The 14,123-nt window shown below is 61.1% G+C and carries 14 protein-coding genes; 7 read left to right on the top strand and 7 right to left on the bottom strand.

The genetic code is table 11. The features are described from left to right. The first annotated feature begins 51 nt into the window (after positions 1–51). Positions 52–1,083: a Gfo/Idh/MocA family protein gene (locus VW35_RS13745; RefSeq protein WP_046143656.1), complete on the top strand. Its 1,032-nt coding sequence runs from the start codon at positions 52–54 to the stop codon at positions 1,081–1,083. Here VW35_RS13745 and VW35_RS13740 read toward each other — a convergent pair. The 6 genes from VW35_RS13740 to VW35_RS13715 all read right to left on the bottom strand — a co-directional run bounded on the left by VW35_RS13740 (position 1,073) and on the right by VW35_RS13715 (position 7,504). Further along, positions 1,073–2,077 carry a YihY/virulence factor BrkB family protein gene (locus tag VW35_RS13740; RefSeq protein ID WP_052951732.1) on the bottom strand — a complete coding sequence of 335 codons (1,005 nt, stop codon included), beginning with the start codon at positions 2,075–2,077 and terminating at the stop codon, positions 1,073–1,075. The genes VW35_RS13745 and VW35_RS13740 overlap by 11 nt on opposite strands. A gap of 47 nt (positions 2,078–2,124) precedes the next feature. Continuing rightward, positions 2,125–2,961 (bottom strand): ABC transporter ATP-binding protein, encoded by an 837-nt coding sequence (locus VW35_RS13735; protein WP_046143655.1) that lies wholly within the window; start codon positions 2,959–2,961, stop codon positions 2,125–2,127. Then, positions 2,961–3,806, bottom strand: a complete 846-nt coding sequence (locus VW35_RS13730) for an ABC transporter ATP-binding protein (protein WP_052951731.1) — start codon at positions 3,804–3,806, stop codon at positions 2,961–2,963. The genes VW35_RS13735 and VW35_RS13730 overlap by 1 nt, the downstream gene beginning before the upstream one ends. 5 nt (positions 3,807–3,811) lie before the next feature. Beyond that, complete coding sequence (locus VW35_RS13725; RefSeq protein ID WP_046143654.1) at positions 3,812–4,711, bottom strand: ABC transporter permease subunit; 900 nt, start codon at positions 4,709–4,711, stop codon at positions 3,812–3,814. A 1-nt stretch (position 4,712) separates the two neighbouring features. Then, the gene (locus VW35_RS13720) at positions 4,713–5,720 is read right to left on the bottom strand and encodes an ABC transporter permease subunit (protein ID WP_046143653.1); all 1,008 of its coding nucleotides are present in this window, start codon (positions 5,718–5,720) and stop codon (positions 4,713–4,715) included. 188 nt (positions 5,721–5,908) lie between these two features. Continuing rightward, the gene (locus VW35_RS13715) at positions 5,909–7,504 is read right to left on the bottom strand and encodes an ABC transporter substrate-binding protein (protein ID WP_046143652.1); all 1,596 of its coding nucleotides are present in this window, start codon (positions 7,502–7,504) and stop codon (positions 5,909–5,911) included. Between the two features lie 224 nt (positions 7,505–7,728). On the opposite strand from VW35_RS13715, the gene VW35_RS13710 reads away from it, so the two are divergent. The 4 genes from VW35_RS13710 to VW35_RS13695 all read left to right on the top strand — a co-directional run bounded on the left by VW35_RS13710 (position 7,729) and on the right by VW35_RS13695 (position 10,954). Continuing rightward, positions 7,729–8,121, top strand: a complete 393-nt coding sequence (locus tag VW35_RS13710; protein ID WP_046143805.1) for a VOC family protein — start codon at positions 7,729–7,731, stop codon at positions 8,119–8,121. Beyond that, positions 8,094–8,654, top strand: a complete 561-nt coding sequence (locus tag VW35_RS13705) for a hypothetical protein (protein WP_046143651.1) — start codon at positions 8,094–8,096, stop codon at positions 8,652–8,654. Before VW35_RS13710 ends, VW35_RS13705 begins: the two co-directional genes overlap by 28 nt. Continuing rightward, positions 8,626–9,570, top strand: coding sequence for an aldo/keto reductase (locus tag VW35_RS13700; protein WP_046143650.1), 945 nt, complete (start codon positions 8,626–8,628; stop codon positions 9,568–9,570). The genes VW35_RS13705 and VW35_RS13700 overlap by 29 nt, the downstream gene beginning before the upstream one ends. Positions 9,571–9,733: 163 nt before the next feature. Next, a complete protein-coding gene (locus VW35_RS13695; RefSeq protein ID WP_152662593.1) occupies positions 9,734–10,954 on the top strand; it encodes an ROK family transcriptional regulator in 1,221 nt (406 codons plus the stop codon). On the opposite strand, the gene VW35_RS13690 is transcribed toward VW35_RS13695, so the two are convergent. Then, complete coding sequence (locus tag VW35_RS13690; protein ID WP_052951730.1) at positions 10,941–11,240, bottom strand: HU family DNA-binding protein; 300 nt, start codon at positions 11,238–11,240, stop codon at positions 10,941–10,943. The two genes, VW35_RS13695 and VW35_RS13690, sit on opposite strands and share 14 nt — an antisense overlap. Positions 11,241–11,430: 190 nt before the next feature. On the opposite strand from VW35_RS13690, the gene rirA reads away from it, so the two are divergent. Both rirA and VW35_RS13680 read left to right on the top strand, forming a co-directional pair. Then, the gene (gene rirA, locus VW35_RS13685) at positions 11,431–11,922 is read left to right on the top strand and encodes an iron-responsive transcriptional regulator RirA (protein WP_083982817.1); all 492 of its coding nucleotides are present in this window, start codon (positions 11,431–11,433) and stop codon (positions 11,920–11,922) included. A gap of 245 nt (positions 11,923–12,167) precedes the next feature. Further along, positions 12,168–13,979, top strand: a complete 1,812-nt coding sequence (locus VW35_RS13680) for an ABC-F family ATP-binding cassette domain-containing protein (RefSeq protein WP_046143647.1) — start codon at positions 12,168–12,170, stop codon at positions 13,977–13,979. The last annotated feature ends 144 nt before the right edge of the window (positions 13,980–14,123 follow it).

Here is a 14,123-nt window from a genome sequence, read left to right as displayed (position 1 = left end):
CCAAAAATTGGCTAAACCCTGCCTAAGACGATCTTGTATGGCAGGGCGGGCATGGCGCAGGAAGACAAATTCGGTATTGGGGTAGTGGGTGCAGGGATGGCTGCGAAGCCGCATGCCCTGGCGCTGCAAGCGCTGTCCGACCGAATCGCGGTGCGCGGCGTCTGGCGCCGGGATGCCGTTGCGCTCAAAGCGTTCTGCGCAGAATACGGTTTTCCGGCCGCAGAGAGTTTTGAGGCCATGCTGGCCGATCCGGCCATCCGCGCCATTCTCATCCTGACGCCACCCAATGCACGCGAACCTTTGGTTGCGGCGGCTGCGGCCGCTGGAAAGCATGTGTTGATGGAGAAGCCGGTGGAGCGCACGACGCAAGCGGCGGAACGCATCGTCGAGATTTGCGAAACTGCCGGCGTCACGCTCGGCATTATCTTCCAGCACCGGTTTCGGGCGGCATCGAAGGCGCTAGAGGAAAAGGTGCGGAGCTGCGAGCTGGGCCGGCTTTTTGCGGCGCATCTTGTCGTGCCGTGGTGGCGTCCGCAGGAGGGCTATTACAATAAGCCCGGACGCGGAACGTTCGCGCAGGATGGGGGCGGCGTGCTGATCACTCAGGCGATCCATACGCTCGACCTGATGCTGAGCCTTACGGGTCTGGTCAAGGCGGTGACGGCGCTCGCGGCAACGACTGGCTTTCACAGCATGGAGACCGAGGATTTCGTTGCCGGCGGGCTCGAATTTGCAAACGGTGCGGTCGGCGCGCTCATGGCGACGACGGCGAACTTTCCCGGTGGCGCGGAGACGCTGACGCTCAATTTCGAAAAGGCGAGCGCGACCCTGGCGGGCGGCAATCTGGATTTGCGCTGGTTCGATGGACGGCACGAGCAGGTCGGCGAGGCCAGCAATAGCGGCGGCGGGGCGGACCCGATGGCCTTTCCGTTTGACTGGCACATGGCTCAGATCGCCGACTTTGTCGATGCCCTCGAAACCGGGCGCCAACCGGTATCGACCGGCCGTTCGGCGCTGGCCGTCCATCGCCTGATCGACGCGCTGATCGCCTCGTCACGGGAAGGCGAGCGGATCAGCCTTTGACGCTTTCTCCGCCATGCGCGGGCCAGCGATCGCCCACGGTATCGGCCACGAAGGCGCCGCGCTGGCCCATCGGAGCGGGTTCGCCGGTCGTCGAATCGACCGTCGTCTGGTGTTCGAGCTCGGAATTGAGCGCACCGCCCAAGATGACGATGGTGACCGATAGCCAGATCCAGGTGAGAAAGCCGATCAAGGCGCCGAGCGAGCCGTAGGTGGCGTTGTAATTGGAAAAGTTCGCGGCATACCACGAAAAGCCCGCTGACATGATCATGATGCCGATGGCGGCAAAGATGCATCCCGGCGTAACCCAGCGCCAGCGGGCAAGGGCGCGGCTGGGGCCCCAGCGATAGATCGCCGAGAGCGCGATCAGCAGCATGACCATCATGATCGAATAGGCGCCGACGCGCACGAGCCACTCGAACGAGCCGAAGGCGAGATATTCGAGCAGCACGGGCATGACAAGCACAACGGTCAGCATGAGCACGAGCATGACCAAGGCCGCGAGCACAAACCCGAGCGCCAGAAGATTAAGGCGAATGAAGCTGCGCTTTTCCTGTTCGCCATAAACGACGTTCATCGCATCGAACAGCGCCTTGACCCCGGCGCTGGCACCCCAGAGGGCGACTGCGAGAGACACCACAACGGCGATGCTGAGCGAACTCGTGTCCTGGCTCGTGAGGCGGACCAGTTGCTCACGGATGATGTCGAGACCGCCCGCCGGTACAACGCCATCAAGGAGCGCAAGCTGATCGACGACGCCGACAGGGTCGTTGAGAAGCCCATAGCTCGAGACGAAAAGACTGAGCGACGGAACAAGCGCGAACAGCAGGAAGTAGGTGACGCCGGCTGCCGTCAGCAGGATGCGATTGGCATTAAAGCCGATAAACAGCCGATAGATGATGTCTTTCCAGCCGCGCCGTGGAATCGCCAGCGGCGTCGTCGCGCGGCGGCCCCGGTCACGCTGTTTGCTGCGAAGTTCTTCGATGCGGGTTGGCATAGACGCACAACGCCGGCCGGAGCGCTTGGCTCCGGCCGCGTAGCAAATTATGCGCGAATTGTGGCGGCCTTTTTGGCGGCGATGCGGGCGCGGATGTGTTCGACATCGGCCTTGGGCGTCGCGGCAAAAAGAGTCTTGGTGTAGTCGTGCTGCGGGTTGGTAAAAACCGCGTCCCGGCTGCCGTGCTCGACGACGTCGCCAAAGTACATAACCATGACTTCATCGGCGATGTAGCGCACGACCGAAAGGTCGTGGCTTATGAAGACATAGGTGAGCCCGAACTCGTCCTGCAGGTCTTTGAGAAGGTTCAGGATCTGCGCCTGCACCGAAAGGTCGAGCGCGGAAACTGGTTCGTCGAGGACGAGAAAACTCGGATTGAGCATCAGAGCGCGGGCAATGGCGATGCGTTGGCGCTGGCCGCCTGAGAACATGTGCGGGTAGCGATTGAAGTGCTCGGGCTGGAGGCCGACCTTGGTCAGCATGGCCATGGCCTTGTCGCGCCGATCACTGGCGGACATGTCGGTGTTGAGAAGGAGGGGTTCGGCGAGCACATCGCCGATCTTTTGGCGAGGATTGAGCGAACCATAGGGGTTCTGAAAAACGATTTGTACCTTCTGGCGAAGTTCCTTGGTGACATGGGCCGCACTGGCCGGAATGCCGTCGATCAGGATTTCGCCGGCGGTCGGTTCGTCGATCAGGGTGATCATCCGCGCCAGGGTGGACTTGCCGCAGCCGCTTTCACCGACGACGGCAAGCGTCTTGCCCTTTTCGAGGGTGAAACTCACGCCCTTGACGGCATGGAGGACCTTGGCCGGGCGCAGGAAGCCGCCGGCGGTGACGTAGTCGCGCTTGAGATTGCGGACTTCGAGGACGGGTGTGGTCATCACGAAACTCCCGGCGCGGCGGTGAAGAGCATGTCGGACACCGTCGGCAGGCGATCGCTCGTGGCATTTTCGGGCAGGGCCGAAAGCAGGGCGCGCGTATAGTTGGACTGCGGATTTTCGAAGAGGGAGAGCACATCGGCTTCCTCCATCTTCTTCCCCTTGTATTGCACGATGACGCGGTCAGCGGTTTCAGCCACGACGCCCATGTCGTGGGTGATCATGATCAGGCCCATGCCGGTCTTTTCCTGGAGCGTGACCAGAAGATCGAGGATTTGCTTCTGGATGGTCACGTCGAGCGCGGTGGTCGGCTCGTCGGCGATCAGAAGCTTGGGATTGCAGGCGATGGCCATGGCGATCATGACGCGCTGCGATTGGCCGCCGGACATCTGATGGGGAAAAGCCTTGAGCTTGTCTGCAGCGTCGCGGATGCCGACCTGCTGGAGCAGTTCGATCGAGCGGTCCCGCGCTGCGCGGCCGCGGAGGCCAAGATGCTTTTCGAGCACTTCCCCGATCTGGAAGCCGACGGTGAAGCACGGATTAAGGCTCGCGATCGGCTCCTGAAAGATCATGGCAATATCCTTGCCGATGATCTTGCGCTTCTCGCCGTCCGACATCATCAAAAGGTCGCGGCCATTAAAGCGCATGACATCGGCCGTGACGGTCGCCGTCGAGGGAAGCAGGCCCATGGTCGCGAGCATGGCCACGGATTTGCCCGAGCCGCTCTCGCCGACGATCGCCAGCACTTCGCGCTCGTCGACACTGACGTCGATGCCATCGACGGCCTTGAAGAGGCCGACAGAGGTATCGAAGGCAACGGTGAGATTCTTGATTTCGAGAAGAGGCATCGGTCTCAGCTCCGCTTGAGCTTGGGGTCGAGCGCGTCGCGCAGGCCGTCGCCGATCAGATTGATCGCGAGAACCGTGATCAGGATGGCAAGGCCGGGGAAGGTGACAACCCATGGCGCCTTGAGGATGAACTCGCGGGCCGTGGCGAGCATGGTGCCCCATTCCGGCGTCGGTGGCTGCGCACCCATGCCGAGAAAGCCGAGCGCTGCGGCTTCGAGAATGGCATTGGAAAAGCTCAGCGTCGCCTGGACGATCAGCGGCCCGAGGCAGTTGGGCAGGATGGTGATCATCATCAGCCGGAAGTGTCCCGCACCCGAGAGTTTTGCGGCAGTGACATATTCACGGTTCTTCTCGGCCATGACCGCGGCGCGGACGAGGCGGGCAAAGTGCGGCTGCAAGACGAGCGCAATGGCGATCATCGCGTTAAATAGGCCCGGTCCGAGAATGGCGACCAGCACCAGCGCCAGCAGCAGGGGCGGAAAAGCGAGGATGACGTCCATGATGCGCATGATCAGCGCATCGACCCAACCGCGGAAATAGCCGGCAAGCACACCGAGGAAGACGCCGACGATGAGCGCGCCGACGACGACGAAGAAGCCGATGAAGAGCGAATAGCGCGCGCCGTGGATGAGGCGGGAGAGAATGTCGCGGCCCACCGGATCAGTGCCGAGGATGAAGCGCGGATCCCCGTTCGCATCCCAGATCGGGGGCTTGAGGAGGGCATCGCGATACTGGACGTCCGGCAGATGCGGCGCGATCAGGGGAGCGAAAATGGCGACGAAGACGAGGATGGTAAAGACCGTGAGGCCGATGACGGCCCCGCGGTTGACGGAGAAATAATACCAGAATTCGCGCAGGCCCGAGACGGGTGCGGTCGTGCCGGTGGTCTGATTGGTTGCGGCCATATTACTGCACCCGGATGCGCGGATTGATCAGCGCGTAAAGAAGATCGACGATGAGATTCACCGCCATGACGATGAGGGCGATGATCAGGAGCCCCGACTGCACGACGACATAGTCGCGCTTGGAGATTGAATCGATCATCCACTTGCCGATGCCAGGCCAAGTGAAGATGGTTTCGGTCAGGATCGCGCCGCCGAGCAGCAGCCCGACCTGAAGACCGATCGTCGTGACGACCGGGATCAGCGCATTGCGCAGGGCATGAACGTTGATGACGCGATTGGGCGACATGCCCTTGGCGCGTGCCGTTCGGACATAGTCTTCGCCCAGCACTTCGAGCATGGCCGAACGCGTTTGGCGCGCGATGACGGCCAAGGGAATGGTGCCGAGGACGATGGCCGGCAGAATAAGGTGGCGCAGCGCCGAAACGAAGGCCGGCCAATTGCCGTAGAGCAGGGTGTCGATCAGCATGAAGCCGGTAATCGGCCGGAGGAAGAAGGTCAGGGCGATGCGGCCCGAAACCGGCGTCCATCCGAGATAGCCGGAAAAGAAAATAATGAGGAGGAGGCCCCACCAGAAGATGGGCATGGAGTAGCCGGTCAGCGCCACGCCCATGGTTACTTGATCGAACCACGAGCCGCGCTTGATGGCAGCAAAGATCCCGGCAGGGATGCCGATGATGACCGAAAAGAGCAGGGCGACGAATGCGAGCTCCATCGTTGCCGGAAAGAGCGCCATGAATTCGTTGATGACGGGGCGCTTGGTGGCAAGGGAGATGCCGAAATCGCCCTGCATGACGCTCCAGAGATAATCGAAATATTGCTGCCAGATCGGCAGATTGTAGCCGAACTGCTCGCGCAGGATTTCGTAGCGTTCAGGCGTCACGCCATGTTGCCCGGCCATGGCCAGGATTGGGTCGCCCGGCAAGACGCGGACGAAAGCGAAAGCGCAGATGGAAATGCCGATAATGGTCGGCACGAGAAGCGCAATCCTGCGCAGCACGTAGTTCAGCATGTAAGGGTCTGCCCCTGGGTGCCCGTCCGCCGCGCGATGCGGCGAACCAGCCGGTCCCGTTTCCTGTTGAGCGGGGCGCGTCCGTGGGCCGTTTATCGGCCCATCCAACCCCGCCTGTTCTTAAAAGGCGGAGCCCCGCTCCGGCGTCTGCCGGACCGAGGCTCCTGATCGTGAGAAAGGCCTGGCCTTTACTCCTGGACGTCCACGCCCTTGAAGGAGTGGCTGCCGAGCGGGCTCATGACATAGTTGAGCACGGTCTTCTTCATCGGCATGAACACGCGGCTGTGGGCCAGGGTGATCGCAGGCTCTTCAGCTTTGAAGATTTCCTGGGCCTTGGTGTAGAGCTCGGTACGTTCAGCCTGGTCCGACGTCGTCTTGGCAGCGGAGATCGCCGCTTCGAAGTCGTCATTGCACCAGCTCGAATAGTTCGAAACGCCGATGGCCGAGCAGGAGAAGAGGGTAGCGAAGAAGTTGTCCGGATCGCCATTGTCGCCGGTCCAGCCGATCATGAACGGGCCCTTGCGATCGGCCTGCTTGCCGCGCTCGCGATATTCGGTCCATTCGTAGGTCACGATATTGGCGGTGACGCCGACCTTGGCCCAGTCAGCCTGGATCAGTTCGGCAACGCGCTGGCCGTTCGGGTTGTAGGGACGCGAGACCGGGATCGCCCAGAGGTCGGTCGTCAAGTTGGTGACGCCGGCAGCTTCCAGCATCTCCTTAGCCTTTTCCGGATCGTAGACGTCGGCCGGAATGGCATCGTCATAGGACCACATGGTCGGCGGGATCAGGTTTTTCGCATCCTGGCCGGCGCCCTGGTAGACGGCTTCGATGATGGCGGCCTTGTCGATCGCCATGGTCAGGGCCTTGCGGACCTCCGGATTGTCGAACGGCGCTTCGGTGGTGTTGTAGGAGATGTAGCCGATATTGAGGCCTTCCTGCTCCTGCACAGTCAGGTTCTCGTCAGCCTTGAGGGCTTCGAGATCGGCCGGAGCCGGGTAGGGCATGATATCGCATTCGCCAGCGAGAAGACGCTGGGCGCGCACCGAAGCATCGGTGGTGATGGCGAAGATCAGGTCATCGATCGGCTGCTTGCCGTCCCAGTAGTCGGGGAAAGCGGAATAGCGGATGACAGTGTCGAGCTGATAATCGACGAACTGGAACGGACCTGTGCCGATCGGCTGGGTCGAGAAGGCAGCCAGATCACCCGAGGCTTCGAGCTGGTCTGCATATTCCTTCGACACGATCGAGGCGAACTGCATGGCAAGGTTTGCCAGCATCGGCGCATTCGGTTCGGTCAGGGTGATCTTGACGGTCAGGTCATCGACCTTCTCGATCGAAGAGAGATACTTAGGCATGTCCATGCCCTGGAAGTAATCCCAGGTCATGCCTTCAAGGTAGTTATGCCACGGATTGTCGTCCTTCCACTGACGCTCGAACGAGAAGATCACGTCGTCAGCGTTGAGGTCGCGCGTGGGGGTAAAGTAGGGCTGGGTGTGGAATTTCACGCCCGGACGGAGATGGAACGTATATTCCTTGCCGTCTTCCGAAATTTCCCAGCTTTCAGCAAGGGCAGGAATGACTTCGGTGGAGCCGGGAGCGAACTCGACCAGGCGTTCGAAGATGGTGTGCGCGGAAGCGTCGAAGTCGTTGCCGCCGGTGACCGGGCCCGGATCGAAGTGAGCCGGCGAGGCTTCCGAGCAGTAAACCAGCTGCTTGGCCTGGGCGGCGCCGGCGGCCAAAGCCACCATCGCAGTCGCAGCCATCAGGGCTTTCATCAATTTCATGATTGTTGTCTCCCGAAGTAATTCATGCTCTCCGGCGTTCCCGTCCGGAGGCTTGGGCGACACCAAAGCCTAGTTTTTTAGGAAGCGCAATGGGTCAAGTTGACCATTTGGTCAATCTTGTGACGGGCAAAAGCCTTTCCACAAGATTGGACGGAAGGTTTTAAATCCGTTCGGCTCGCATGCCGGGGCTTGACCGTCTCGTGGCGCCGGTGGTCGATAGCGAAATGACAATGAAGATCGCCACCATTTCGCTGCTGGTCGCCGACTACGACGACGCCATCCGCTTTTATTGCGACAAGCTCGGCTTTGCTCTTGTCGCCGATATCCCGCTCGGGGCTGGCAAGCGGTGGGTGCTGGTCGCGCCGCCGGGCGGAAGCGGCGCGCGCCTGCTGCTCGCTCAGGCCGATGGCGAAGAGCAAAGGGCGGCCGTCGGCCGGCAGGCAGGCGGACGGGTCATGCTTTTTCTCGAAACCGACGATTTTGCGCGCGACCACCTCAGGATGGTCGAAGACGGCGTTAGATTTATCGAGGCGCCGCGGCACGAAGCCTATGGCTCGGTCGCCGTGTTCGAAGACCTTTATGGAAACAAATGGGATCTTATCGAGCCGCGGGCCTGATCGCCCTTGTTCTTTCATCTGAACCGGCCATGGCGCAAGTGCCCGGCTGGCAATTTTCGCCCCTGCCCGGGGAGGGCGATCGTGCGGCGCTCGGGTGCGCGCGTGATGCAACGCCGGAGGTTTTTACCTGTCTGGCCGTTCGCTGCGAGGACGATTTCACCATCGGCGTTCATGTTCATTCGAGCCGGTTCAGCGGGGATGCGGGCGCCTGGCAGATGACGCTCGATCGCGAAAACAAAACCGCCCTCGCCGTGCCATCGGATGGGCCCTATGGCGCCCGATTTGTCGATGATGCAGCCTTCCTGCTCGATCGTCTCCGGTACGGCACTTTCATTTATCTGCGCCATGGCGAGGACGAGTACGCACCTTTTGCCTTTATCGACCTTTCCGGATCCATGCGGACAATCGACGAGGCGCTCTATTGGTGCGCACCGCGGGTTCCCGAGGACGAACAAAATCCGGTTTCAGGCGTTGATGAGGCACCGCAAGAGCTGGAGCAGAACCATGAACCGTCGTCCCCTCGGCCGCAGTGAACTCGTCATCGAACCGCTCGTACTTGGCGGAAACGTCTTCGGTTGGACGGTGGACGAGCAATTGGGATTTCAGATACTCGATGCCTATGTCGATGAAGGCTTCACGGCTATCGATACGGCACAAGGTTATCCGAACTGGGTGCCCGGCAACCCGCCGGGGATGAGTGAAACCATCATCGGCAAGTGGCTCAAGGCGCGTGGCAATCGCGAGCAGGTCCACATCATTACCAAAATCAATTCCGGCCGCGATCCGAAGGGGCTTTCGGCCGAGGCGATCAAGACCGGCATCGAGGATTCCCTCAAGCGCCTGCAGACGGACTATATCGACCTCTATTTCAGTCACTGGCCCGCGCAGGATTGCACCCACGAAGAAACGCTGGAAGCCTATGACGTGCTGATCCGCGCGGGCAAAGTGCGCGTCATCGGCGCTTCGAACTACGATGCTGCGATGATGAAGGCGGCTCAAGATACCGCCATAGTCAAGTCGCTGCCGCGCTACGAGGTGACCCAGCCGCTCTATAATCTTTACGATCGCGAGCAGTTCGAGGCGCTGCGCCCCTTCCTTCTCGAAAACGAGGTCGGCGCCATCACCTATTATAGCCTTGCAGCGGGCTTCCTGACCGGCAAATACCGGTCCAAGGATGACCTCGGCAAATCCCAGCGTGGCGGCGGTTCGGAAAAATATCTCAACGACAAGGGATTCAAAATCCTCGCCGCGCTCGACGCCATAGCCGGTGAAACAGGAGCCGCGCCTTCGGAAATCGCGCTGGCCTGGCTAATCGCGCAACCCGGCGTCAGCGCGCCGATTGCCTCGGCTACTTCGATCGAACAGGTCAAAAGTCTAGCGCGCGGCGTGCGGCTGAATCTGTCTCCGCACGCGGTCGAGCGGCTCGATCTCGCAGGGGAGACGCGCTAAAGCCCGACGGATAAACAAAATTCCAGACTTGGCGCTATGGCCGGGCTTCGCCATGATGGTGGCAACCGAATCTCGGACCCGGCCCATAGCCCGACTCTTCTCCCCTGAGTGTCTGGAATGAGGTCATCGACCTTCAATTCAATGCCCAGATGGACCTGCGAGCGTGAGCGAACCGGAAATACCGACGATTGATCTGTTTGACCGTAGTGCCAAGGGGATGCAGCACCACGGTTTGCGCCGCGCCAACGAACGGGCGGTGCTCACGGTCATCGGCTTCAATCCTGGCCTCTCCAATGCCGAAATTGCCCGAGTGTCAGGCCTTGCGCCGCAGACCGTGTCGGCCATTCTCAACGACATCGAGGCGGCCGGGCTGATAACCCGGGGCGAGGTCTTGCGGGGACGGCGGGGGCAACCGGCAACGCCGATCTTCCTTAATGCCGAAGGCGCTTATTCTTTCGGCGTCGAAATTGGCTGGCGCCACGCCGAATTGCTCGTGATCGATCTTCACGCCAAGGTCGTCGATCGGCGCCATCTCGACTATGCGGAAGCCGATCTTTCCGCCTTGCCGCGTCAATTGGCCGGGCTGATGGCCGAGATCATCGCCGAGTGGCCGAAGGATAAGCGGGCGCGGCTCTCCGACATTGGCGTCTGCCTGCCGGCGACTGTGCATTCGGCCCTAGAGCCGCTCAGGTCCGGGATCGGCAGCAAGGACGGGCCAACCCAGGCCGATGTCTCGGGTGAACTCGAACAACTGACCGGCTTGCCTGTCACGCTCTATAACGACGGGAACGCCGCCTGCTGGGCAGAGCTGATCGCGCAGCCATCGCCGCGGCCCGAAGGTTTTATTTATCTCTTGACGTCGACCTATATCGCCGGCGGCTTGATCGGTGAGGGCCGGCTTTGGCAGGGGCTAAACAGTCACTCAGCTGACCTTGGGGCAATCCTCGTCGATACGACGCCGGCAGGGCCCCGTTCAGCTCATGCCATTGCCTCGGTTACGGCACTGGTGGAGCGCCTTGGCGATGCCGGGCACGCAGTTGATCTTTCCAGAATCGAGAATTGGGATTGGCCGGCACTGGAGCCGGTCGTCGAAGGCTGGATCGAGGATAGCGCTCACGCCTTGGCGCGCGTCGTCTACAACACCAATGCCGTTGTCGAAGCCGGGCTCGTGGTCATCGATACTATCCTGCCGCTGGACCTGACGGTGCGGCTTGCCGGGCGCGTCGAACACCATTTCCGCCAATTGCCATCGCGCCGCGATATCCGCATCGTCAACGGCCATCTTGGCAAGCTGGCGCCAGCGCTCGGCGCAGCAGAACTTTCGCTCTACCGCCGGTATTTTTCGCGAAGCCTTCTCGAAAAGGTTAGCCCTACCGCCCGGTAAGATTGTCCAGCGCTTCGCGCAGCTTGGCGCTGGGGGTGAAAATCACCGTTTGGCGCGAGGTGATCTTGTGCTGCGTGCCGGTGCGGGGATTGCGGCCTATGCGCTCGGCGCGGGAACGCACCTGCAAGGTGCCGAAACCCGTGAGCTTGACGGTATCGCCGGCCTTGAGCGCATCCCCGATTAACTCGAACATACGTTGGGAAATGGCGGCGACGTCGCCCTTTGCAAGACCTGTCGTCTCGCATGCCGCCGTGCTGATAATTGCGCGCGTGACGGTGTTGGACACGATCGTCTCCTTCCAAATAATTTCTTATTCCGAAGTTAAGTCTCTGTCCAGCCCGCCTTTTGCCTTTTAATTATGAGCGGATCGTTCAGCATTAGATTGACATTTTTTAGAATGGTTATAAGTTACGGGCTGTGTCATGACTGCTGCCCTAGCCATGGCCGAGCTGCCAAAGCCGAAGGGACTGCTGCCCGTGAGACTGACTCGTCAATCCAATTATGCCATCCGCACCCTGGTCTATTGCGCCGTCAACGAGCCCGGCCTCAGCCGCGTGGCCGAGGTGGCGCGGGCTTATGGAATTTCCGAGCTGTTTCTGTTCAAGCTGATCAAGCCGCTGGTTGAAAATGGCCTCCTTCAGACCGTGCGCGGCCGTCATGGCGGCATCAAGCTCGGCAAGCCCGCCGAAGAAATCTCCCTCCTCGAGACGGTTCGCCTCACCGAGGAAAACTTCGCCCTTGCCGAATGTTTCGAGGAAGGCGCCGATTGCCCGCTGATTGGCGAGTGCGACCTCAATGGCGCGCTGCGCGAGGCCTTGGGCGCGTTCTTCGAGGTTCTGGCCGGCTATTCGATTGCCGATCTTGCTGCCAAGAAGCGCTCGATCCGCGAGCGCCTGGGCCTCACCACGACCGAAGCAGTCAATGCGAACGCCGAGGGCGATATCGTCAACGAAATCGCCGCCGCCTGATCCGGACCATCAAACTCAAATATGAGTTTGACAATCAAGTTTAGCCATGGTTGATAGAGGCCATGGTGCAGCGGCCCCGTGGGGCCTGTGGGCTGTAGCGCCAAAATGACGACGGGGCTTGCTGCTGCCGTCTTCCCCGGGCCGATCAGGATCCTCAACGTCCTGATCGGCCTCTTTGCTTTCTCCCCTTGTTGATCTGCGTCCGGCGCTATGCTCTATCGCGCCGGAAACCACCGGAATTGTTCATGGCCGCGCCCCCGCTTCTTTCCCTTCAAGACATTCAGCTCACCTTCGGGGGCACGCAATTGCTTGAAGCGGCCGAGTTGATCGTCTCTCCCGGTCAGCGCATCGCGCTTGTCGGCCGAAATGGTTCGGGCAAGTCGACGCTGCTCAAGATCGCCGCCGGCATGGTGCAGCAGGATGGCGGCAAGCGCTTTGCCGAACCGAGCGCCACCATCCGTTATCTCCCCCAAGAGCCGGACCTTTCCGAATATGCGACGACGCTCGCCTATGTCGAAGCGGGGATGACCTCGGGCGACGATGAATATCGCGCCCAATATCTCCTCGAAGCCCTGGGTCTCACCGGCCGCGAAGACCCTAAGACTCTTTCCGGGGGCGAAGGCCGCCGCGCCGCGCTGGCGCGCGTTCTCGCGCCGCAGCCTGACGTGCTGCTGCTCGACGAGCCGACCAACCATCTCGATCTGCCCGTCATCGAATGGCTGCAGCAGGAATTGGACTCCATGCGCTCGGCCATGGTGATCATCAGCCACGATCGCCGCTTTCTGACCGACCTCTCGCGCTCGACGGTCTGGCTCGATCGCGGCGTCACCCGGCGGATCGAAAAAGGCTTCGGCGCCTTTGAAGGCTGGCGCGACGAAGTGCTGGAGCAGGAAGAAAAAGACCGCCACAAGCTCGATCGCCAGATCGTGCGCGAAGAGCATTGGCTGCGCTATGGCGTCACCGCGCGCCGCAAGCGCAATGTCGGCCGTCTCGAACGCCTCGCCAATCTCCGCCAGGACCGGCGCGATCAGCGCCGGGTCACCGGCAATGTCGCCATGCAGGTTACCGAAGGCCGCACCTCGGGCGCCTTGGTCGTTGAGGCCGAAAACATCTCAAAGACCTTCGGGACAAAAACCGTCGTCCGCGATTTCTCGACCCGCGTGCTGCGCGGCGATCGCGTCGGCCTCGTCGGCCCCAATGGCGCGGGCAAGACCACGCTGATCAAGATGCTCAACGGCCTTTTGGAGCCCGATAGCGGCACCATCAAATTGGGCTCCTCCATCGAACTCGCCATGCTCGACCAGGGTCGCGCCCGCCTCGATCCCGACACGCGTCTCAAGGATGCGCTGACGGGTGGCGGCAGCGATACGCTGAAAATCAACGGCGAGAACAAGCACGTCGTCGGCTACATGAAGGATTTTCTGTTCACCCCCGAACAGGCCAATACGCCCATCGGCAAACTTTCCGGCGGCGAGCGCGCCCGCGTTGCCTTGGCTCGCGCCCTGGCACTGCCGTCCAACGTCCTCGTGCTCGACGAGCCGACGAACGATCTCGATCTCGAAACCCTCGATCTCCTTGAGGAAATGGTTTCGGACTATTCCGGCACCGTCATCGTCGTCAGCCACGACCGTGATTTTCTTGACCGTGTTGCGACCTCGATCATCATGGCCGAAGGCAATGGCAACTGGCTCGAATATGCTGGCGGCTATTCCGACATGGTCGCCCAGCGCGGGGCAGGGGTCTCGGCTCGCGTGGTGGAGAAGGCTGCACCCGCTCAAAAAGCCAAAGCCGGCATTTCGGCCGTCGCCTCATCGAGTAAGCGCAAGCTCAGTTTCAAAGAAAAGCACGCTCTCGAAACCCTGCCCAAGGACATCGAGAAGCTCGACAAGGAAATGGCCGCAATCAACGGGCGTCTGGCTGAGGGAAATTATTATACGCGGGACCCAAGTGGCTTCGCGAAGGATTCCAAGGCGCTCGCGGAGTTGGCAACGAAGAAAGCCGCGGCTGAAGAGCAGTGGCTGGAACTGGAAATGCTGAGGGAAGAAATCGAGGGCTAAAGGCCAGCACTCGCGCAACCGAGCGTGAACGCCAACCCCGTCACCACCGGGCTTGTCCCGGTGGTCCATTCATCCCCAAGAGTGGTTTGCCGGGACAAGCCCGGCAATGACGGTAGACGGTCTGTAGTGGTCAACACTCGATGT

The organism is Devosia soli (assembly GCF_000970455.1).
Taxonomy (GTDB): Bacteria; Pseudomonadota; Alphaproteobacteria; order Rhizobiales; family Devosiaceae; genus Devosia; species Devosia soli.
The sequence above is the reverse complement of the archived record's forward strand: the minus strand, read 5'-3'. Positions and strand labels throughout refer to the sequence as shown.

Bases quoted from the DNA above. Each gene is read 5' to 3' on its own strand.
- VW35_RS13725 (WP_046143654.1), bottom strand. From the start codon at position 4,711: ATGGCCGCAACCAATCAGACCACCGGCACGACCGCACCCGTCTCGGGC.
- VW35_RS13700 (WP_046143650.1), top strand. From the start codon at position 8,626: ATGAACCGTCGTCCCCTCGGCCGCAGTGAACTCGTCATCGAACCGCTC.
- VW35_RS13745 (WP_046143656.1), top strand. From the start codon at position 52: ATGGCGCAGGAAGACAAATTCGGTATTGGGGTAGTGGGTGCAGGGATG.
- VW35_RS13715 (WP_046143652.1), bottom strand. From the start codon at position 7,504: ATGAAATTGATGAAAGCCCTGATGGCTGCGACTGCGATGGTGGCTTTG.
- VW35_RS13740 (WP_052951732.1), bottom strand. From the start codon at position 2,077: ATGCCAACCCGCATCGAAGAACTTCGCAGCAAACAGCGTGACCGGGGC.
- VW35_RS13720 (WP_046143653.1), bottom strand. From the start codon at position 5,720: ATGCTGAACTACGTGCTGCGCAGGATTGCGCTTCTCGTGCCGACCATT.
- VW35_RS13735 (WP_046143655.1), bottom strand. From the start codon at position 2,961: ATGACCACACCCGTCCTCGAAGTCCGCAATCTCAAGCGCGACTACGTC.
- VW35_RS13730 (WP_052951731.1), bottom strand. From the start codon at position 3,806: ATGCCTCTTCTCGAAATCAAGAATCTCACCGTTGCCTTCGATACCTCT.
- VW35_RS13680 (WP_046143647.1), top strand. From the start codon at position 12,168: ATGGCCGCGCCCCCGCTTCTTTCCCTTCAAGACATTCAGCTCACCTTC.
- VW35_RS13705 (WP_046143651.1), top strand. From the start codon at position 8,094: ATGGGATCTTATCGAGCCGCGGGCCTGATCGCCCTTGTTCTTTCATCT.
- VW35_RS13710 (WP_046143805.1), top strand. From the start codon at position 7,729: ATGACAATGAAGATCGCCACCATTTCGCTGCTGGTCGCCGACTACGAC.